The following is a 20,279-nucleotide window of genomic DNA, read 5'->3' as shown; positions in this document are numbered from 1 at the left end:
CTGGCCTTCCACGAGGCGGGCATCGACCTCGGCGCGGTGATCCGCTCGGCGCGGGTGGAGGGCGGAAACACCACCCTCGACATCGGCTCCGGCGCCCGCATCACCATCCTCGGCCAGACCGGAAACGTCGCCGCCTGGTTCGGCTGAGGAGACATAAACGCCAGCCAGAACGGCGGGTGCCGGGGCCTTCGGGCTTCGGCACCCGCCGTTTCCGTTTCCGGCGGCAGGACGTTGCGATGCGAGCCGCAAGCTGTGGGGTTGGCTTCCGGAAGCGGAGGGCCGGTTCAAGCGCCGAACTCCGCACAACCATGATGAGAACTTGTTGAGACGCGACCGCGCGGGTTATCCTTCAAGCCCGCGCGGTCATCGCTCCACCACCTTCGCTCACCGGACCGCGGCGTTCGTGCCGACTCGGGTCCGCCCACTCTTCGCATGCGCTCAAGGACGTCTTCCAAAGTGGACATCCCCCGAATATTCACCATCAGTGAAAGCGCGCACCGCATTCACAACCCGATCACACCGGAAAAGCTCGCCACCCTCGGCGCCGCGCTGCGTCTGGAATCGGGAGCCCGGATGCTCGACCTCGGCAGCGGTTCGGGGGAGATGCTGTGCAGTTGGGCACACGATCACGGCATCACCGGTACCGGCATCGACATGAGCCGGTTGTTCACCGAGCAAGCGAAGCTCCGTGCCGTCGAACTCGGGGTTGCCGATCGGGTCGCGTTCATCCATGGCGATGCCGCCGGATACGTCTCCGACGAGAAGGTCGATGTGGCCGCCTGTGTCGGTGCCACCTGGATCGCCGGGGGTGTCGCCGGTACGGTCGAGCTGCTGACGCGGAGCCTGCGCGCTGGAGGGATCATCCTCATCGGCGAACCCTACTGGCGGCAGTTGCCGCCGACGGACGACGTTGCCAAGGGGTGCCTCGCCAACGCCATCTCCGATTTCCTCACGCTCCCGGAGCTTCTCGCGTCCTTCGGCCGCCTTGGCTGCGACGTCGTCGAGATGGTTCTGGCCGATCAGGACGGCTGGGACCGCTACGAAGCCGCCAAATGGCTGACCATGCGCCGCTGGCTGGACGCCAATCCCGGCGACGACCTCGCGGAGGACGTTCGAGCCAAACTGACTTCGGAACCGGTGCGCTACGCCACCCACACGCGGGACTATCTGGGCTGGAGCGTGTTCGCGCTGATGCCGCGGTAACACCTTGCCTCAATCGTGGCGTGACGCTCTCGGCGACGCACCGTTCCGCGCCCGCAGATGGTCGATGAGGGCGCGCAGCCGTGGCGGCACCGTCCGGCGGCTTGGGTAGTAAAGGTGAAAGCCGGCAAAGGGCGGGCAGAAATCCTCCAGAACCGTTTCCAGCGCGCCGTTCTCCAGATGGGGCCGGAAGGTTTCCTCCATGCCGCAGGTGAGCCCGGCGCCGGCCAGGGCCAGCCGGACCATCATCCCCATGTCGTTGGTGGCGACCCGCGGATTCACCGCGATGTCGAAGTCGCGGCCATCCTCGGTGAACTCCCAGCGGTAGGGCGCCACGTCCGGCGCAGGACGCCAACCGATGCAGCGGTGGGCGAGCAGGTCGCGCGGATGGGCTGGACGGCCAAACTCTGCCAGATAGGCCGGTGAGGCCACCACCAACTGCCGCTGCGGGGCGGAGACCGGCACCGCGATCATGTCCTGCTCGATGGCCTCGCCCAGCCGGACGCCCGCGTCGAAACCCGCCGCGACGATGTCGAACTCCTCGTCGGTCACCAGGATGTCGACGCCGACCGATGGGTAGGCGGCCAGGAAGCCGGCCAGCGCCTCGCCTTCCAAAATGCTTTCCGCGATGGATGAGACGGCCAGCCGCAGCGTCCCGCCCGGCGCCCCGTGCGCCGAAGCGATGACCTCCAGCGCCGTGCCGATCTCCGCCAGCGCCGGCCGCGTCGCGGCGAGCAGATGCGCACCCGCGTCGGTCAGCCGGACGCTGCGCGTCGTCCTCTGGAGAAGCGGCACGCCGATGCGGTCCTCCAGCCGGCGGACCGCTTGGCTGACGGCGGAGCGGGTGACACCCAGGCGCTCGGACGCCCGGCGGAAATTGAGCGTCTCGGCCACCGCCAGAAACGCCGCCATGCCTTCAAAGGGGTCGCTCATTGGTTAGAGAACCTAACCAGCCCGTTCACGATTGGCAACTCGAACCATCGGCCGCCGGATCATAGCTTTTTCTCCGTCACCGCAACGATCGACGGAAGGGAGCACGACATGACCGCGATCACCGACAAGACGATCCTCATCACCGGCGCCTCCAGCGGCATCGGCGAAGGCACCGCCCGCGTCCTCGGCGCCGCCGGGGCGAAGCTGGTGCTCGGCGCCCGCCGGACGGAGCGGCTGGAATCCCTGGCCGCCGACATCCGGGCCGGAGGCGGAACCGCCGAGGTCCGCGCGCTGGACGTGACGAGCCGCGAGGAGATGGCGGCCTTCGCCGCCTTCGCGCAGGAGCGGTTCGGGCGCATCGACGTGCTGGTCAACAACGCCGGGGTCATGCCGCTGTCCCCCATGGCCTCGCTGAAGGTCGAGGAATGGGACCGCATGATCGACGTCAACATCCGCGGCGTCCTCTACGGCATCGCCGCGGTGCTGCCGGTCATGAACGGCCAGGGCTTCGGCCAGATCATCAACATCGCCTCCATCGGGGCGCTCGCCGTGTCGCCGACCGCCGCCGTCTACTGCGCGACGAAATACGCGGTGCGGGCTATTTCCGACGGGCTGCGCCAGGAGAACGAGCGGCTGCGCGTCACCTGCGTCTGCCCCGGCGTCGTGGAATCGGAGCTGGCCCACACCATCACCGACCCGGAGGCCGAGGAGTTGATGCGCAGCTACCGCGCCGTCTCCATCAAGCCGGACGCCATCGGGCGGGCCATCCTGCACGCCATCGAGCAGCCGGACGACGTGGACACCAACGAGATCGTGGTCCGCCCCACGGCCAGCCACTGAGCCAGTCATCGAGGAGGATATGAGCATGACCCACGGCACCGACACCCTCGGCCGTCCCCCCGCGCGCCTGCGCACCCTCGTCGCGGCGGGGCTGCTCGCCGCGGTTCCGGCGATGCCCGCCCCCGCCCTGGCCAGCGCCCTGACCACGGAGGAGCGCGCCAAGCGCGGCGGCGAGGTGATCCGCAGCCTGAACAACGGCCAGCCCCAGCCCACCCTGGAGCGGATGCGCGAGGAGTTCCCCTTCCTGGCGGAGGCCACCGAGGCCTACGCGCTGGGCGACGTCTGGTCCCGGCCGGGGCTGGACACGCGGACCCGCCAGTTGGCCGCGGTCGCCGCCTTCGCCGCCATCGGCGAGACGGCCTTCATGAAGATCCACGCCGGCTACGCGCTCAACGCCGGCGTCTCCGAGGACGAGTTGAAGGAGATCGTCTACATGGTGACCGTCCCGGCCGGCTTCCCCCGCGCGATCTCCGCCGCGCGCAGCCTGTCGGAGCTGTTCGCCGAGCGCCGTCCGTCGGAAGGAGGCACGCCATGAAACGCGCGTTCGCCCGAACCGCCACCCTGACCGCCGCCCTGCTCGCCTCCGGCGCCGAGGCCCTGCCCGACCGCAAGGCGCTGGCCCAGACCGCCGACCGGCCTGGCGTGGCGCAAGCCGATCACCCCTATGTCGGCCTGTGGGTGACGGAGGACGGCCGCGTCCGCCACGAGCTACTCCCCAACAACCGCTACGTCGAGGCGCGGGGCAGCCGGGAGACGGCGTACCAGGGCCGCTATCGGGTCACCGGCGACCACATCGACTATTGGGACGACACCGGCTTCACCGCCGACGGCGACTTCATCGACGGGGTGCTGCACCATGGCGGGATGATCCTGCACCGGCGGCGCTGACCGCCGCGCATTTTCTCTCCTGTGCAAAACTGTGAAGTGGACAACAGTGCCGGATGCCCGATCCGGGAAGAATGGCTGTGCAAGGGCGAGGTCTTCGGAACGAACCGGCAAAAGGAACACCGAAGAACACGCCTCCCCCTGCATGGCACAATCCCCTGATCCGAAGGAAACGCATCAATGGCAAACGTCTATGGCACCAACAACGCCGACTATCTCGACATGATCAAGTACGGCGTCAGCAATGACTACGTGCAGGGTTATGACGGCAACGACACCATTCTCGGCTGGTCCGGCAACGACACGCTGGACGGCTGGAACGGCAACGACGTGCTCTACGGCGAGTCGGGCAACGACCTGCTGATGGGCTATTACGGCACCGACACGCTCTATGGCGGCAGCGGCAACGACCAGCTCTACGGCGAGAGCGGGTACGACAAGCTCTACGGCGGCGAGGGCAACGATACGCTGAGCGGCGGCGACACCTTCGACGACCTCTACGGCGGCATGGGCAAGGACCAAATGACCGGCGGGGCCGGGGCCGACTGGTTCTTCTTCGAGACGAAGGACAGCGGCGACATCTACGCCGGCAACGCCGACACCATCACCGACTTCAAGGACGAGGACCAGATCTGGCTGAAGGGCAGCTACAGCTACGCCGGCTCGACCAGCGCGCCCGCCGACGGCCAATACAGCATCTGGCAGAAGGACGGCAATTACGTCGTCACGTGGAACGCGGCCAACGACACCGGCTATCACGACCTGATCGTGAAGGGCGACAACCCGATGGGCGACATCTCCTTCTACTGATCCGCCTGACCGAGGTTCCGGGCGCGCCGTCCTTCCCGGCGCGCCCCTTTCCTTTCTCCGGACGACAGGAGCGCCCTTCCAATGGCCGCACGGGAAACCCGCCGCAGCCCATCCACCGGCCCATCCGCCCACCCGCCCGCCCTGGGCGCGATCCGGCGGCGCATCGCCACCGGCCTCGCCGCCGCGGGCGGGTTCAGCGTTTTTCTCGCCCTCATCCAGCTGGCGATGCCGCTCTACACGATGCAGGTCTACGACCGCGTGCTGGGCAGCCGCAGCGTGGAGACTTTGGTGGCCCTGTCGCTGCTGGCGCTGGGCTGCTTCGCCGTGTTCGGGCTGGTCGAGGCGATCCGCGGGCGGTTGACCCAGGCCATGGGCCATCTGGCGGCCCGCAGCCTGACCATGGACGCCCTGGAGGCGTCGATGGGCGGCCTGCTGCGCGGCGGCCCCAGCCGCCCGGCCCAGGTGCTGCGCGACCTCAACGAGCTACGCCAGTTCCTGTCCGGGCCGAGCCTCACGGCACCGCTCGACGCGGCACTCAGCCTCGTCTTCCTGCTGTTCCTGACGCTGATCCACCCGCTCTACGGCTTCGTCTGCGGAGCAAGCATCCTGTGTCTGGTCGGGGTGAGCCTGTTGGGCCGGATGCTGACCATGCCGGGTGCGGCGGAGGCCAACCGCGCCCTGTGCCGACACGGCGCCGAGGTCGAGGCGGCGTCGCACGGTGTGGAGGCCGTCGCCGCAATGGGCATGATGGGCAACCTGCGCCGCCGCTGGCAGGCGGTTCAGGACGATCACCTGCGGCTGGTCAACGGGACCGCCGGACGGGCGCAGGCCGTCGCCTCGCTCGCCAAGGTCTGTCGGATGACCGCCCAGGTGGCGATCCTCGCCGCCGGCACGATGCTGGTGCTGGACCGGCAGGTGTCGCCGGGCAGCATGCTGGCCGCCTCCATCCTGATGGGCCGCGCGCTGGCGCCCTTCGAGCAGCTGATCGACTCCTGGCGGAACTGGTCCTCGGCCCGCGAGAGCCTGCGCCGCCTGCGCGTCCTGTTCACCGCGGACGCGGCACCCGCGCCGTGCGCCCCCCTGCCCCGCCCCAGCGGCTCCCTGCTGCTGGACCGCGTGACCTACGTCCCGCCGGGGTCGGACCGCCCGACGCTGCGCGGCCTCTCCTTCTCGGTGGAGCCGGGGGAAGCGGTGGGCATCGTCGGCCCCTCGGCGGCGGGCAAGTCCACGCTGGCCCGGCTGCTGGTCGGCGTGCTGGAGCCGACCCAGGGCGGCGTCTATCTCGACGGCCACAATGTGTGGCGCTGGCACCGCGACGACTGCGGACGGCATGTCGGCTATCTGCCGCAGGGCGTCGGCCTGCTCGGCGACACGGTGGAGGACGCCATCGCCCGGCTGGGCGAGCCCGACCCGGCGCTGGTCACCGCGGCGGCGCGGCGGGCCGGCGTGCATGAGATGATCGGCCGCCTCCCCGACGGCTACCGGACGGAGATCGGCGAGGGCGGCGCCCTGCTCTCCGGAGGGCAGAGGCAACGCATCGCGCTCGCCCGCGCCCTCTACGGCGATCCCCGCCTGATCGTTCTCGACGAGCCCAACGCGAACCTGGACCAGGCCGGCGAGGCGGCTCTGCTGCGCGCCATCGCCGAGGCCAAGGCCGGCGGGGCCGCGGTGGTGGTGATCGCCCACCGCCGCTGCGTCCTCGACGCGGTGGACCGCATCGTCGTGCTGCGCGACGGCATGATCGACCAGACCGCGACGCGGGCCGAGATGGTCCGGCGGCTGGGCACCGCCACCCCGCAGCCGATTGCCGCCACCGCCACCCCCTGATTGGAGACATCGAGATGACGACGATCGACACGCTGCTGGGCCGAAGCTCCATCCCGGCGGAGCCGCGCCGCGCCGAGCCCTCCATCGGCGGAGCGGTGCGGGCGGGCTGCGCGGTGATCGCCCTGGCGCTGGGCGCCGGGCTCGGCTGGGGCTTCCTCGCCCCGCTGGACAGCGCCGCCCACGCGCCGGGCACGGTGGTGGTGGACGGCAACCGCAAGACCATCCAGCATCTGGAGGGCGGCATCGTCGCCGAACTGGCGGTGCGCGACGGCGACACGGTGGCCGCCGGCCAGACCCTGCTCCGCCTCGAAGGGACGCAGAGCCGCGCCACCCTGGAGGAGCTGTCCACCGAACAGGCCGCCGCCCTGGTCCGCATGGCCCGCCTGCGCGCCGAATACGCCGGACAGCGCGCCTTCTCCGTCCCGGCGGAACTGGTGGATGGAAGCGCCGCCGCCCGGCGCGCCCTGGCCGTGCAGCAGCAACTGTTCGCCTCCCGCTGGACCCGCCATGACGGCGACATGGCTGTGCTGCGCGAACAGCGCCTGCAGGCCGAGCGCGAGGTGACCGCCCACCGCGCCCAGGAACGCGCGGCGGCGGAGCAGATCGTCTACATCGAGGAGGAGTTGGCCGGTGTGCTCGACCTCTTCAACAAGGGGCTGGAACGCAAGCTGCGGGTCCTGTCGTTGAAGCGCGCCATGGCCGACCTGGCCGGCACCCGCGATCAATCCCACGCCCGCGCCCTGCTGGCCGAACAGGCGGTGACGGTCGCCGACACCCAGATCCACGCCAAGGAGACGGCCCGCCGCTCCGACATCGCCGCGGAGATGGAGGAGGCGCAGAACGCCCTGGACCAGACCGCCGCACGTCTGAAGGCCGCCCGCGACGCGGTGGAGCGCACGGAGATCCGCGCTCCCGTTCCGGGCCGCGTGGTCGGGCTGACCGTCTTCACCGTGGGCGGCGTGGTGAAGCCGGGCGAGCCGCTGATGGACATCGTTCCGGACAGCGGCCCGCCGACCATCGAAGCGCGCATCGACCCGCTGGACATCGACGTGGTGAAGGCCGGCCAGACCGCGCAGGTCCGCCTCAGCGCCTTCAAGCCCCGCCGCATGCCCTCGATCGACGCCACCGTTATGGACGTCTCCGCCGACCGCCTGACCGACCCGACGACCCATGCCCCCTACTTCGTGGCCCGCATCCGCCCCCTGCCCGGCGCGCTGGAGCGCCTCGGCCCGGCGGCCCTGCATCCGGGCATGCCCGCCGACGTGCTGATCGCGACGGGTCAGCGACGGGCCATCGACTATGTGCTGGCGCCGTTGCAGGACGCCATGGCGCACGCGCTGACCGAGGATTGAGGGGCGCCCCGCCCATCGGCCAGTCGTTGCAGTTCCCCGGCGACCTCGGACACCGGACCCGACCAATCGCCCACGCGGCTTTGCCGGAACAGGCGGGCCGTCGGGTACCACGGGCTGTCCGCGCGTCCGAGCATCCAACGCCAGTCCGGCGCAAAAGGCAGCAGCACCAATGTCGGCCGGCCCAGGCTGCCGGCCAGATGCGCCACGGCGGTGTCCACGGTGACGACGAGGTCAAGCGACGCCAGTGCCGCCGCCGTCGCCGCGAAATCGGTCAGGAAGGGCGACGCGTCGAAGGGAGCGTCGGACCAGGAGGCCAGATCAGCCACCGCCGGGCCGACCTGCAGGGACACCCATTGAACTCCGGCCAACTCCCGGAGCGGCGCGAGGGCGGCAAGGGGAAGGGAGCGGCGGCGGTCGTTGGCGTGCTCGCGCCGTCCGGCCCACACAAGGCCGCAACGAATCCGGGCGTTCGGCGCAGCGGTGGCCAGACGGTCCGTCCAGATGCGTGTGGCGGCCTCCGATGCGCGCAGCATCGGGGTGTCCGGCGCCACGGGATGGCTGCGGTTCAGCAGCAACGGCAGGCTCATCAGCGGCGCGTGCAGGTCAAAGGGCGGCAGGTGGCTCCCGCCCGGAAAGTCGGGGGAACGCGGGATCACCGCCACGCCCTCGACGGCCGGGGACTCCCGCAACAGGGAGAGAAGAGGCGGCTGGACCTCCAGCAGGACGCGCGTCGCTCCCGCGTCCCGCAGCAAGGGCACAAAGCGCAGAAACTGGAGCGTGTCGCCCAGCCCCTGTTCGGCGTGCAGAAGGATGGTCCGGCCGGTCAGCGGCCCGCCATTCCAAGCCGGCTGGTCGAACCGGCGACGCTGGCCTTGCATGACCGGCGCTTTCCAACGCCATTCGAATTCACGCCATCCGTTTGCGAAATCGCCGAGCAGCAACCGCGTCAGCGCGCGGTTCCAATGGGCGTCGGCGTTCTCGGGATCGAGGGACAGCGCGCGACCGTAACAATCCAGCGCCTCGTCCACGGCACCCAGTTCGCCCAGGGTGTTGCCCAGGTTGTTCAGCGCGCCCATGTGCCCCGGCGCCCGGTCCAGAACCTTTCTATAGTGGCGGGCGGCCTCCTCGAGCCGGTTCGCCCGCTCGAACGCGACGCCAAGGTTGAACAGAGCATCGGGGGCGCCCGGCGTCAGCCCGAGAAGCCGCTCGAAGCAAGCGATCGCTTCCTCCGTATCGCCACGCTCCGTCAATGACACGCCCAGATTGTTGAGCGCGTTGGCGGAGGTCGGGGCGCCGTTGAGCGCCTTGCGATGACACGACACCGCCTCGTCGAGACGGCCACGCCCACGAAGCGCGAGCCCGAGGTTGCCGAGCACGCCAGGGTCGTTCGGCGCAAGCCGCAAGGCCGCGCGCAGGCTCTGTTCCGCTTGCTCCAACCGCCCTTCGACCAAATGGATGGCGCCAAGGTTGCCATGGGCATGCCGCGTCTCGGGCGCGCGGGGATAGCGGCGGATCATGTCCCGGTACAGCGCCTCGGCGCCACGCAAATCCCCGGCCATATGCTTTGCCAACGCGGCTTGCAGGTTCGTCTTGACGCCCATGACGGGATGAAGGGTCTCGATTTTTCGGAAGGCGGTGGCAGGCGTATGCACGCCTGATAACCTACCCGAACGCCACCCGCCGCCCAGCGCGACATGTTCGCGCACGTCCTTCCAACCACGCCGCTTCAAGGCCCCTGCCGTTGACGCCAACACGCGCGGAACAGCCGCGGTGCCTGACCTGTCTAACCGGGAGTCTAACGGCGCTCATGGGGCAAGGGTCGGAAATGGAAAAAGCCAGCCAACCCATTGGATTGACTGGCTTTTATGATGGTAGCAGCGGAGGGATTTGAACCCCCGACCAAGGGATTATGATTCCCCTGCTCTACCACTGAGCTACGCTGCCATCGTGGCTTACCATCATCTCCCGGCGCGGTCCGTTTCGGTGTTGTCCGCCGCGGTTCGTGCCGGGGCCGCTTATGTATTCCAGGGGGATCGGGGTGTCAACGCTGAAATTTCACTTTTTGCGAAGTTTTCGTCAGGCCCCCGTGCCGGCAATCCAGCCGCCGCCCAGCACCCGATCGCCCTGGTAGACGACGCAGGCTTGGCCGGGCGCCACGCCGTATTGCGGCTCGTGCAGTTCGGCCTGCGCGGTGCCGTCCGCGCCCACACGCCACACCGCCGCAGCCGGCGGCTGGGCGGAGCGGAGCTTCACCTCCACCTCCAGCCCCTCGCCGGGGGCCAGGGCGGGGCCGAGCCAGTTGACCTCGCGGATCGTCACCACACGGCGCGCCAGATCGCGGCGCGGGCCGACGACGACGCGGCGCTGGCCGGGCTCCAGGCGCACGACGAACAGCGGCTCCTCCTCGCCCCGGATGCCGCCGATGCCCAGCCCCTTGCGCTGGCCCACCGTGTAATGGACCACACCGCGGTGGCGGCCCAGGACGCGCCCGTCGACATGGACGATGTCGCCGGGCTCGACCGAGCCGGGGCGCAGCTTCGCCACCACGTCGGCGTAGGAGCCGTTGGGGACGAAGCAGATGTCCTGGCTGTCCGGCTTGGCCGCCACCTCCAGCCCATGGCGCTCGGCCAGCGCGCGGGTCTCCGGCTTGGTCAAGCCGCCCAGCGGGAAGCGCAGGAACTCCAGCTGCTCACGTGTCGTGGCGAACAGGAAATAGCTCTGGTCGCGGCCGGGATCGATGGCGCGGTGCAGTTCCGCCCCCGCCGCCGCCTGGACGCGGCGCACGTAATGGCCGGTCGCCAGCGCGTCGGCGCCGAGGTCGCGGGCGGTGTTCAGCAGGTCGCGGAACTTGACCCGCTGGTTGCAGCGCACGCAGGGGATCGGCGTCTCGCCGCGCAGATAGGTGTCGGCGAAGTCGTCGATCACGTCCTGTGAGAACTTGCCCTCGTAATCCAGCACATAATGCGGGATGCCGATGCGGTCGGCCACTTGGCGGGCGTCGTAGATGTCCTGCCCGGCGCAGCAGGCGCCCGGCTTCTGCAGGGCGATGCCGTGGTCGTAGAGCTGGAGCGTGATGCCGACCACGTCGTAGCCCTCCTCCCGCAGAACGGCGGCGGTGACGGAGGAATCGACGCCGCCGGACATGGCGACGACCACGCGGGTGTCCTGGGGACGCTTGGCGATGCCGAGGGAGTTGGCGTAGGAGATCATGGCGCCCTATATGGGCCGGTTCCCAAAAAATTCACCACCGGAGAACCAGGGGCGCCGCGCCCGCGAGCGGGCTGGCGCGCCGGTTCCCCGGTGGCGGGTGCGGACCGCGGCGGCCCCGCAAGGCGCCGCGGCGGTGCGTCAGCGCATGGCGTTGTTGGTGCCGCCGGGAAGGCGCACGGCCAAACCGTCCAGTTCCTCGCTGATGATGATCTGGCAGCCCAGGCGCGAGGTCTTGGTCAGGCCGAAGGCGAGGTCGAGCATGTCCTCCTCATCCTCCGAGGCCTCGTTCAGCACGTCGAACCACTCCGGCTCCACGATGACGTGGCAGGTCGAGCAGGCCAGCGAGCCCTCGCAGGCGCCTTCCAGGTCCAGGCCGTGCTTGTGCGCGACCTCGAGCACAGACAGGCCGAGCGGGGCGTCCACCTCGTGGCGGGTGCCGTTCGGCTCGATGAAGGTCATCTTGGGCATTGGGGTGCTCTCCTGAACAAAGGCGTCGGTGTGCGATGGCGATGGTTAGGGTGACTTCGGGGCAAGGCTGGAGCGCCGCGTCCGGGATTCGGCCGCCAGCGCCTCCAACCGCTCCAGCCGCGCGAGGATGCGCGCGGCGTTGTCGGTCTGCCCGTTGCGGAAGGCAATGGCAAGATACTTGATGCAACTTTCCACGCGCTGCCCGATGTCCTGGGCCAGCCGGTCCACCGTGGAGACATCCGGGGCGCCATCCAGCCGGTCTGCCAGCGCCGTCACCTCCTCGTCCTCCTCCGCGGTCAGCGCGGCGGCGGGGGCGTTCAACAGGTCCAGCAGATAGCGGGCGCGGCGCACCGGGTCGCGCAGCGTCTCATAGGCTTCGCCCAGCGCGTCGGCCTGGGCGCGGGCGTTGGCCTGCTGCCGCGCGCCGCGCGCCGCGAAGCGCTCCGGGTCCATGGCACGGGAGAAGCCGGCGTGTTGGCGGGCCAGCGCCTCCGGCTCGATGTCGAAGCGGCGCTCCAGACCCAGCCGGGTGAAATGGTCGAGCGTGCGCGGCGCCTGCACCGCCCCGCAGGAATGGCAGAACATCGCGCGCGCCGCGACCGAACGGCCGCACAGCCAGCACGGCTCCAGATCGCCGTCAATGGTCCCGGCGATGCCCTTGGGAGCCTCTCCCTTGGGAAAGCGCGGCGGGCCGGAATCGGATGTCGTCATGCTTGCCGTCCGTTGAAACGCTGCACAGGTCGGCCGTGAGCCCGGCGGGTCGCCGCCCCTTCGGCCGGGTGATACCCAGAAGCCGGGCGCCGCGCAACCTTACACGGACCGCGGCGGGAGGTGGAGATCATGGAGAGGCGATTACGCCGCAGGGGCACGGGCCAGCCTTGCCGCCATCGCGGCGTAGGCGGCGGCGAAACGCTCCACCGCCGCGTCGTCGCTGTCCCAGCCCAGGCTGACGCGGATGGCGCAGGCAGCGTCCGCGGCGCTCTCGCCCATGGCGGCCAGGACATGGGACGGCTTCACCTTGCCGCTGGAGCAGGCAGACCCGGCGCTGACCGCCACCCCGGCGAGGTCCAGCGCCATCACCTGCGTCTCCCCCGCCACGCCGGGCAGCAGCAGGTTGCTGGTGTTGCCGACCCGTGCCGCGCCGGCCCCCATCACCCGCGCGCCGGGAACGGCGGCGAGCGCCGAAGCCTCCAGCGCGTCGCGCAGGGCGGTCAGGCAGGCGCTGTCGGGAAGCTCCTCCCGCGCGAGGCGTGCGGCGGCGCCGAAGCCGGCGATGCCGACGACGTTTTCGGTCCCGGCGCGGCGGCGCTTCTCCTGCCCGCCGCCGCGGATCAGCGCCTCCGGCTCCAGCCCGTCGGCGAGAATCAGGGCGCCGACACCGGCGGGGCCGCCGATCTTGTGGGCCGACAGGGTCAGCAGGTCGGCGCCAAGCGCCCCGAGGTCGAGGGACAGGCGACCGGCGGCCTGCACCGCGTCGCAATGGAACAGCGCGCCGTGGGCGTGGGCGATCCGCGCCGCCTCGGCCACCGGCTGGATCACACCGGTCTCGTTGTTGGCGAGCATCAGGGAAACCAGCGCCGAGCCGTCGCCGCTGGCGAGCATCCGGTCGAGCGCGGCGAGGTCGGCGACGCCGTCGCGGTCCACCGGGACGCGGGCGGCGCCGGGCACCGCCTCCATCACCGAGTCATGCTCGATGGCGGAGGTGACCACCGCCCGGCCGGAAAAGCCGCGCAGCGCCAGATTGTTGGCTTCCGTTCCGCTGCCGGTGAAGAAGACCTGGGCGGGCCGCACCCCGGCCAGGGCGGCGACCTGGGCGCGCGCCTCCTCCACCGCGCGGCGGACCGCGCGGCCGAAGCCGTGCACCGATGACGGGTTGCCGGCGAGATCCATGGCCTGGATCATCGCCGTCTTCACCGCCGGCTTCAGAGGCGCCGAGGCGTTGTGGTCGAGGTAGACGCGGGTCATCGGAACGAGGCGCCGGAGGGCTCTCCCTTACTCGGCCCCTTACTCCGCCGCGACCGCAGCACCCTCGTCCGCCGGCTGCGGGCCGCGGATGGTCAGGCTGCTGGTGCCGATGATCCGGCGCTCCACCACGTCGGCCACGGTGACCGAGCTGAGATACATGTGGATCTGGTTGCCCAGCTCCTCCCACAGGTCGTGGGTCAGGCAGCGCGACCGGTTGGTCCGGCAGCCCTGCGGCGTGCCGTTGGCGCAGCGGGTCGTGCGGATCGGCTCGTCCACCGCCAGGATGATGTCGGACACCCGCGTCGCGTCCGCCGGATGGGCCAGCAGATAGCCGCCGCCGGGGCCGCGCACGCTCTTGACCAGACCGCCCTTGCGCAGCTTGGCGAACAGCTGCTCCAGATAGGAGAGCGAAATCTCCTGCCGGTCGGCGATGTCGGCAAGGGCGACGGGGCTCCCCTGGCTGGTGGCAGCAAGATCGACCATGGCCATGACGGCATAGCGTCCCTTGGTGCTGAGTCTCATTTTACCCTCCTTACCCTTCCTTCACCCCGGCCCGACCGTTCAGCGGATCGGCGCCAAGCCTCGTGTTTGTGTTTGATTCAACAGGACGCCGCCGGACCGCTTTCGACGGACACTGGCTCGCGCACCCCATTGTCGGGCCGGGCGCTCCCGTTGGGAACGTCCGATGTTTCGTATACGGATGAATTATGCGCGTCGCCGCGCTCCGATTCCAGTTCCTCGACGCGCCGGCGCAGAGTCGACACCTGATCGAGCAGGCCGTTCAGCGCGCGGGCCACCGGATCGGGGATGTCGCCGCAAGGCGTGCCGTAGGGCATGAACTTCTGCGTCTCGACACGGTCGCGCGTCACCACCGCCTTGGCCGGGATGCCGACCACCGCGATGCCCGGCGCCACGTCCGCCACCACGACGGCGTTGGCGCCGACGCGGGCGCCGCGCCCGATGGTGATGGCGCCCAGCACCTTCGCCCCGGCACCGACGATCACGCCGCTTTCCAGCGTGGGGTGGCGCTTGCCCTGGTTCAGCGAGGTGCCGCCCAGCGTCACCCCGTGATAAAGCATCACGTCATCGCCGATCTCGGCGGTCTCGCCGATGACGACGCCCATGCCGTGGTCGATGAAGAAGCGGCGCCCGATGGTGGCGCCCGGATGGATCTCGATACCGGTCAGCGCGCGGGCGATCTGCGAGACGGCGCGCGCCATCAGGTGCCAGCGGCGATCCCAGCAATAGCGCGCGACGCGGTGCATGACGATGGCGTGGAAACCCGGATAGCACAGAGCGACCTCGGCCCGTGACCGCGCGGCCGGGTCGCGGGCCATGATACCGTCGATCTCTTCGCGAAGATGCTTGAACACCGGAACACCCGCCGTGGTATAGTCCGCCCTCTTGCCGGAAGAGGTGATCTTTCGCAAGAGCCCTCGACCCGTGCCTCGCCGGTCGCGCGGGTTGCCCTTGAAGGACGCATCGACGCATATATGATGACCAAGCAAAACGGTCAAGAATTGTGTGCGAAAAATCCATGCTTGTCCATGGGCAACCACGTCCGCTTGCCGTGGCGTCCGCCCACCGCTCCGCCGGTGGTCCGGATCACCTTATATTCGCGTCAGGATCGCCGTTCCCATGCCTGAAGTGATGATCAACGGACCGGCCGGACGTCTGGAAGGGCGCTACACACACGGCACGATCCCCAACGCGCCGATGGCCTTGCTGCTGCATCCGCACCCGCACCACAACGGGACCATGAACAACAAGGTGGTCTTCACCCTGTTCCAGTCCTTCACGAAGCGCGGCTACTCCGCCCTGCGTTTCAATTTCCGGGGGGTCGGCCGCAGCCAGGGCACCTACGACAAGGGCGAGGGCGAGCTGGCCGACGCGGCGGCGGCGCTGGACTGGCTGCAGACCCACAACCCCAACGCCCCGGTCTGCTGGATCGCCGGGGTCTCCTTCGGGGCGTGGATCGGCATGCAGCTTCTGATGCGCCGCCCGGAGATCGACGGCTTCGTGTCCGTCTCGCCGCCGGCCAACCTGTTCGACTTCTCCTTCCTGGCGCCCTGCCCGTCCTCCGGCCTGATCATCCACGGCGACAAGGACGAACTGGTTCCGGGGGCGGCGGTGAACAAGCTGGTGACCAAGCTGTCGCACCAGAAGGACATCCGCATCGACCACCGCGTCGTGCCCGGCGCCAACCATTTCTTCGCCAACCGCAGCGACGATCTGGCGGTGCAGGTGGACGACTATCTGGACCGTGCGATGGGCAACCCGGTCGCCGCGGTGGCGGAATGAGCGCGATGAAGTTCCGCCGTTTTGCCTTCGTTACCGGGGTCGCGGCGCTCCTGCTGTCCGGCTGCAGCAACGCCCAGATCGCCAGCACCTTCGGCAACTGGTGCAAGCACGCCGACAATTGCACCGACAACAGCCGGACGCGCCCGTAACCTCCGGCGTCACACCGGGTGGAAGCGCCCACCAGTCATCGGCCGGGGCACACCGGTCGTGGCCGGCAGGCTGAGCGGCAGGCCCTTGCGGCTGCGCACCGCCAGATAGGCGAAGGCTTCGGCCTCCAGCGCGTCGCCGTTCCAGTCCACCGCCTCCACCGGATCGACGGGCACGCCCAGCCGGTCGGCCAGCATGTCCATCAGCGTCGCGTTGTGCCGCCCGCCGCCGCAGACCAGCCAGCGCAGCGGCGCCTCCGGCAAATGCGGGACGATGCGGGCGACCGACGCGGCGGTGAAGGCGGTCAGGGTCGCCGCTCCATCCTCCAACGACAAGCCACGGACGGGCGCCGGGTCGAAGGCGTCGCGGTCCAGCGACTTCGGCGCCGGCTGCTCGAAATAGGGATGGGCAAGCAGCGCCGTCAACGCGGCCTCGTCCACGTTGCCCCGCGCCGCCAGCGCCCCGCCGGAATCGTAGCGGGCGCCCTGGCCGGACAGCACCCAATCGTCCACCAGCGCGTTGCCCGGCCCGGTGTCGCAGGCGATGACCGCGTCAGCGCCCTCCCCGATCCAGGTGACGTTGGCGACGCCACCGATGTTCAGCACGGCCAGAGGCCGCGGCAGGGCGTCGGCCAGCGCGCGGTGGAACAGCGGCACCAGCGGGGCGCCCTGCCCGCCCGCCGCCACGTCCGCCGTGCGGAAGTCGTTGACCACGGCGATGCCGGTCGCCCGCGCCAGCCGCGCGCCGTCGCCGATCTGCCAGGTGCGGCGCTGCGCCGGGTCGTGGAAGATCGTCTGGCCGTGGAAGCCGATCAGGTCCACCGCCGCGGCCTCCGTCCCGGCCTCCGCCAGCAGGCGGCGCACGGCGTCGGCGTGCGCGTCGGTCAGGGCCCGCTCGACCGCCTCCACCGGCCCCTTGCCGCCGAGGCAGGAGCGCAGGTCGGCGCGGAAGCCGTCCTCGTACGGGATGGTCACGAAGGCCAGCGGCTCCACCCGGCGTTCGCCGTCGGTGCGGACCAGCGCCGCGTCGATCCCGTCCATGGAGGTGCCGCTCATCAGCCCGACGACCGTCTGCATTCCCTGCCTCAATCCTTTGCCGAGTCAGCCCCGAGAATTGTGGGGCCGCGCGTTCCATGCTAACAGACGCGACCCTGGACCCTACCACGACAGCCGGATCGCGGCCATGACGACGCTGACATCGGATTTCCTCCGCACGCTGCAGGAACGCGGCTTCATCCACCAGTGCACCGACCTCGCCGGGCTCGACGAGCGCGCGGCGAAGGGGCCGATCATCGCTTACATCGGCTTCGACTGCACGGCGGACAGCCTGCATGTGGGCAGCCTGCTGCCGATCATGATGCTGCGCTGGCTGCAGAAGACCGGCCATAAGCCGATCGTCCTGATGGGCGGCGGCACCACCAAGATCGGCGACCCCTCCGGCAAGGACGAGGCGCGCCAGCTCCTGACCGACGAGGCCATCAACGCCAACATGGCGGGCATCAAGCGCATCTTCGGGCGCTACCTGTCCTTCGGTGACGGGCCGACCGACGCGGTGATGGTCAACAACGCCGACTGGCTGGACGAGCTGAAATACATCCCGTTGCTGCGCGACATCGGGCGGCACTTCACGATCAACCGCATGATGACCTTCGAATCGGTCAAGCTGCGGCTGGACCGCGAGCAGCCGCTGACCTTCCTGGAATTCAACTACATGATCCTCCAGGCCTATGATTTCGTGGAGCTGTTCCGGCGCGAGAAATGCATGCTCCAGATGGGCGGGTCGGACCAGTGGGGCAACATCATCAACGGCGTCGAGCTGGGCCGCCGCACCGACGGGGCGGAGCTGTTCGGCCTGACAACGCCGCTGCTGACCACCTCGTCGGGCGCCAAGATGGGCAAGACCGCCGCCGGCGCGGTGTGGCTGACCGCCGACAAGCTCAGCGCCTATGATTTCTGGCAGTACTGGCGCAACACCGAGGACGCCGACGTCGGCCGCTTCCTGCGCCTCTACACCGAGCTGCCGCTCGACGAGGTGGCGCGGCTGGAGTCCCTGGAGGGTGCCGGCATCAACGAGGCCAAGAAGATCCTCGCCCACGAGGTGACCAAGCTCGCCCATGGCGAGGCGGCCGCCCTGGAAGCCGCCGAGATCGCCCGCCGCACCTTCGAGCAGGGCGCCGCCGCCGAGGGCCTGCCGAGCATCGACGTGCCCCGCGCCGAGCTCGAGGCCGGGGTCGCGCTGGTGGACCTGCTGGTCTCCGCCGGGCTGGCCGCGTCGAAGGGCGAGGCGCGCCGCCTCATCAAGGGCGCCGGCGCCAAGATGAACGACGCCGCCATCCCCGACGAGGCCGCCAAGGCCACCGCCGCCGACCTGAACGCCGACGGCGTCATCAAGCTGAGCGCCGGCAAGAAGCGTCACGCGCTGGTCAAGGCGGTGTGAGGCACCGCATCCGCCACGTGACGTCCCCTCTCACCCCGGAGAGGAACGCCACGTGGCGGTTGCGACCACAACAACCCTGGAAGCATCCATCTCCCCTCCATCCACCCGCCGCGGCCCATCCATACCGGGAGGGGTTGGGGAAGCCGAAACGACCCCCAGGCAGAACCTTCGATTGAAGGATAGACGCCAGCATCTCCAAAAAGCGGATACCCGCAATTTGTTGACAACCCAGAGTCGCTAATGTTCTATTTTTCAGAACTGCGGCTTGGGGGGGCGTTATGGCAATTTGGGTTCAGTATACTCAAGGTGGCACCGAGGGGGGGCAGGAGGTTCACAACAAGGCCTCCATCATGTTCACCCGCCAAGGAGACGCATCCTCCCCTGCCTCCGTAAAGTGGAGGATCGAGGGCACTGGCAGCAATCCGGCTGACGCCGATGACTTTGGCGGAACATTTCCAAGCGGCACACTTGAGTTCACCCCGTTTGGAATCGCAACCCTCAACATTCCATTTCACAACGACGATATCATTGAGCCAGACGAAGAATTCAACATTATACTCTATGATCCGATTGGAGACACACTGGCGGAAACTATATTTAACAACACCATCAAGATGAAAATTGACAACGATGATGCGTCCGCGTCGGTCAAATCATTAAATGCAGAATTTGTAGAAGGCGATAGCGGTAAGAATATTTTTTATTTTTATGTGGAACTATCAGACGATACAGGAAAAGTCACTTCGGTTGACTGGACGGTAACCGGGACGGGGGCGAATCCGGTGGATGCCGCCGACTTCGGCGGCACGCTGCCGTCCGGCACCCTCACCTTCCAGGGCTGGGAGAGGTCGCGGCTGTTCGCGGTGGAGGTTTCCGGCGACAGCACGGTGGAGCCGGACGAAACCTTCACGGTCACCCTGTCCAACCCGAATGGCGTTGCTCTGGGCACCACCACGACAACCGCGATCATCCGCAACGACGACACCGCGCTCTCCATCGCCGCGCTGGATGCGACGAAGGCGGAAGGCAACAGCGGCTCGACCGCCTACACCTTCGAGGTCACCCGCGCCGGAAACATCGAGGGCAATTCGACCGCCAGCTATGCGGTGACCGGGACCGGGGCGAACCCGGCGGATGCCGCCGACTTCGGCGGCACGCTGCCATCCGATACGGTCAGTTTCGCTCCCGGTGAAACCCGCAAGGTCATCACCATCAACGTCTCCGGCGATTCCACCCTCGAGGGCAACGAGACCTTCGGCGTCACGCTGACGAACCTGCGATACGCGCCCATCGCGACGGCCAACGCCACCGGCACGATCATCAACGACGACATCGAACCGACACGCCGCCTTGCAATCGTCTCCGACGGCGTAAGCCGCGACGTCGAGATGCAGCCATACTCCGGACCCGTGTCGTGGCTTCAGAACATGCACACCGGGAGCGACACCAACGAAGCCATGCGCGGCACCGACCTCGCCGATTTCATCAACACGATGGGTGGAGACGATGCGATCGACGGCGGCAAAGGTGACGACGTGCTGGATGGCGGTCTCGGCTCGAATTTTCTCACCGGCGGCGCGGGTTTGGACACATTTTTCGTGGACGGGCGGAGCGGCGGAGTCACCTGGTCCACGGTGACCGACCTCGAGAAAGGGGAGTTGGTCACCTGTTGGGGTTGGAAAGAGGGCACGTCCAAGCTGACCTGGGCCGAAATGTCCGGAGCCGAGGGGTACAAGGGCGCCACGGCACACATCGACCTCGATGCCAATGGCAGCATCGATATGAGCATAACCATTTCCGCCAAATCCCCTGCTGCGGTCGTCGCCATGACCGGGCAGGTCGGTGACGCGAGCTATCTCGCCTTCACACTCTCCTGACCCCTCTCCCAGAGCCCCAGCCGCAGAC

Annotated in this window: 20 protein-coding genes and 1 tRNA gene; 11 read left to right on the top strand and 10 right to left on the bottom strand. The window is 68.9% G+C overall.

The window, feature by feature from the left end; genetic code table 11:
* The first annotated feature begins 456 nt into the window (after positions 1 to 456).
* Positions 457 to 1,203, top strand: a complete 747-nt coding sequence (locus AC1DVI_RS23130) for an SAM-dependent methyltransferase (RefSeq protein WP_476959956.1) — start codon at positions 457 to 459, stop codon at positions 1,201 to 1,203.
* A 9-nt stretch (positions 1,204 to 1,212) separates the two neighbouring features.
* On the opposite strand, the gene AC1DVI_RS23125 is transcribed toward AC1DVI_RS23130, so the two are convergent.
* Entirely contained in the window at positions 1,213 to 2,133 is a 921-nt protein-coding gene (locus AC1DVI_RS23125) for a LysR family transcriptional regulator (protein ID WP_476959955.1), read from the bottom strand.
* A gap of 108 nt (positions 2,134 to 2,241) precedes the next feature.
* Here AC1DVI_RS23125 and AC1DVI_RS23120 point away from each other — a divergent pair, with 108 nt between their 5' ends.
* The 6 genes from AC1DVI_RS23120 (at position 2,242) to AC1DVI_RS23095 (ending at position 7,847) form a co-directional block, all read left to right on the top strand.
* Positions 2,242 to 2,973: an SDR family oxidoreductase gene (locus AC1DVI_RS23120; RefSeq protein WP_476959954.1), complete on the top strand. Its 732-nt coding sequence runs from the start codon at positions 2,242 to 2,244 to the stop codon at positions 2,971 to 2,973.
* Positions 2,974 to 2,998: 25 nt separating this feature from the next.
* Entirely contained in the window at positions 2,999 to 3,508 is a 510-nt protein-coding gene (locus AC1DVI_RS23115) for a carboxymuconolactone decarboxylase family protein (protein ID WP_476959953.1), read from the top strand.
* Entirely contained in the window at positions 3,505 to 3,861 is a 357-nt protein-coding gene (locus AC1DVI_RS23110; protein ID WP_476959952.1) for an Atu4866 domain-containing protein, read from the top strand. The genes AC1DVI_RS23115 and AC1DVI_RS23110 overlap by 4 nt, the downstream gene beginning before the upstream one ends.
* A 177-nt stretch (positions 3,862 to 4,038) precedes the next feature.
* Entirely contained in the window at positions 4,039 to 4,668 is a 630-nt protein-coding gene (locus tag AC1DVI_RS23105) for a calcium-binding protein (protein WP_145622308.1), read from the top strand.
* An 81-nt stretch (positions 4,669 to 4,749) separates the two neighbouring features.
* Positions 4,750 to 6,495, top strand: a complete 1,746-nt coding sequence (locus tag AC1DVI_RS23100) for a type I secretion system permease/ATPase (protein WP_476959951.1) — start codon at positions 4,750 to 4,752, stop codon at positions 6,493 to 6,495.
* A gap of 14 nt (positions 6,496 to 6,509) precedes the next feature.
* Positions 6,510 to 7,847, top strand: a complete 1,338-nt coding sequence (locus AC1DVI_RS23095) for an HlyD family type I secretion periplasmic adaptor subunit (protein WP_476959950.1) — start codon at positions 6,510 to 6,512, stop codon at positions 7,845 to 7,847.
* Here the strand turns inward: AC1DVI_RS23095 and AC1DVI_RS23090 are convergent.
* The 8 genes from AC1DVI_RS23090 to cysE all read right to left on the bottom strand — a co-directional run bounded on the left by AC1DVI_RS23090 (position 7,793) and on the right by cysE (position 14,863).
* Positions 7,793 to 9,553 carry a tetratricopeptide repeat protein gene (locus AC1DVI_RS23090; RefSeq protein ID WP_476959949.1) on the bottom strand — a complete coding sequence of 587 codons (1,761 nt, stop codon included), beginning with the start codon at positions 9,551 to 9,553 and terminating at the stop codon, positions 7,793 to 7,795. The two genes, AC1DVI_RS23095 and AC1DVI_RS23090, sit on opposite strands and share 55 nt — an antisense overlap.
* 163 nt (positions 9,554 to 9,716) lie before the next feature.
* Positions 9,717 to 9,791 (bottom strand) — tRNA-Met (locus AC1DVI_RS23085).
* Between the two features lie 132 nt (positions 9,792 to 9,923).
* On the bottom strand, positions 9,924 to 11,057 hold the full coding sequence (gene mnmA / locus AC1DVI_RS23080) for a tRNA 2-thiouridine(34) synthase MnmA (RefSeq protein WP_476959948.1): 1,134 nt from the start codon (positions 11,055 to 11,057) through the stop codon (positions 9,924 to 9,926).
* Between the two features lie 138 nt (positions 11,058 to 11,195).
* On the bottom strand, positions 11,196 to 11,525 hold the full coding sequence (locus AC1DVI_RS23075; RefSeq protein ID WP_035672428.1) for a ferredoxin family 2Fe-2S iron-sulfur cluster binding protein: 330 nt from the start codon (positions 11,523 to 11,525) through the stop codon (positions 11,196 to 11,198).
* 45 nt (positions 11,526 to 11,570) lie between these two features.
* Entirely contained in the window at positions 11,571 to 12,236 is a 666-nt protein-coding gene (locus tag AC1DVI_RS23070) for a molecular chaperone DnaJ (RefSeq protein WP_476959947.1), read from the bottom strand.
* 141 nt (positions 12,237 to 12,377) lie between these two features.
* Positions 12,378 to 13,490: a cysteine desulfurase family protein gene (locus AC1DVI_RS23065; RefSeq protein ID WP_476959946.1), complete on the bottom strand. Its 1,113-nt coding sequence runs from the start codon at positions 13,488 to 13,490 to the stop codon at positions 12,378 to 12,380.
* A gap of 39 nt (positions 13,491 to 13,529) precedes the next feature.
* Positions 13,530 to 14,012, bottom strand: coding sequence for an Rrf2 family transcriptional regulator (locus tag AC1DVI_RS23060; RefSeq protein WP_014239836.1), 483 nt, complete (start codon positions 14,010 to 14,012; stop codon positions 13,530 to 13,532).
* 77 nt (positions 14,013 to 14,089) lie between these two features.
* Positions 14,090 to 14,863, bottom strand: coding sequence for a serine O-acetyltransferase (gene cysE, locus AC1DVI_RS23055; protein WP_476959945.1), 774 nt, complete (start codon positions 14,861 to 14,863; stop codon positions 14,090 to 14,092).
* Between the two features lie 265 nt (positions 14,864 to 15,128).
* Here cysE and AC1DVI_RS23050 point away from each other — a divergent pair, with 265 nt between their 5' ends.
* Positions 15,129 to 15,791 carry an alpha/beta hydrolase gene (locus tag AC1DVI_RS23050; RefSeq protein WP_014239834.1) on the top strand — a complete coding sequence of 221 codons (663 nt, stop codon included), beginning with the start codon at positions 15,129 to 15,131 and terminating at the stop codon, positions 15,789 to 15,791.
* Positions 15,788 to 15,940, top strand: coding sequence for a hypothetical protein (locus tag AC1DVI_RS23045; RefSeq protein WP_476959944.1), 153 nt, complete (start codon positions 15,788 to 15,790; stop codon positions 15,938 to 15,940). The genes AC1DVI_RS23050 and AC1DVI_RS23045 overlap by 4 nt, the downstream gene beginning before the upstream one ends.
* Positions 15,941 to 15,949: 9 nt before the next feature.
* Here AC1DVI_RS23045 and AC1DVI_RS23040 read toward each other — a convergent pair whose 3' ends face one another.
* Positions 15,950 to 17,014, bottom strand: a complete 1,065-nt coding sequence (locus tag AC1DVI_RS23040; protein WP_476959943.1) for an anhydro-N-acetylmuramic acid kinase — start codon at positions 17,012 to 17,014, stop codon at positions 15,950 to 15,952.
* A 106-nt stretch (positions 17,015 to 17,120) separates the two neighbouring features.
* On the opposite strand from AC1DVI_RS23040, the gene tyrS reads away from it, so the two are divergent.
* Both tyrS and AC1DVI_RS23030 read left to right on the top strand, forming a co-directional pair.
* Positions 17,121 to 18,374, top strand: coding sequence for a tyrosine--tRNA ligase (tyrS, locus tag AC1DVI_RS23035; protein WP_476959942.1), 1,254 nt, complete (start codon positions 17,121 to 17,123; stop codon positions 18,372 to 18,374).
* Between the two features lie 350 nt (positions 18,375 to 18,724).
* Positions 18,725 to 20,251 carry a Calx-beta domain-containing protein gene (locus AC1DVI_RS23030; RefSeq protein ID WP_476959941.1) on the top strand — a complete coding sequence of 509 codons (1,527 nt, stop codon included), beginning with the start codon at positions 18,725 to 18,727 and terminating at the stop codon, positions 20,249 to 20,251.
* The last annotated feature ends 28 nt before the right edge of the window (positions 20,252 to 20,279 follow it).

It is taken from the genome of Azospirillum sp. P4_B5 (assembly GCF_056402275.1).
The sequence above is the reverse complement of the archived record's forward strand: the minus strand, read 5'-3'. Positions and strand labels throughout refer to the sequence as shown.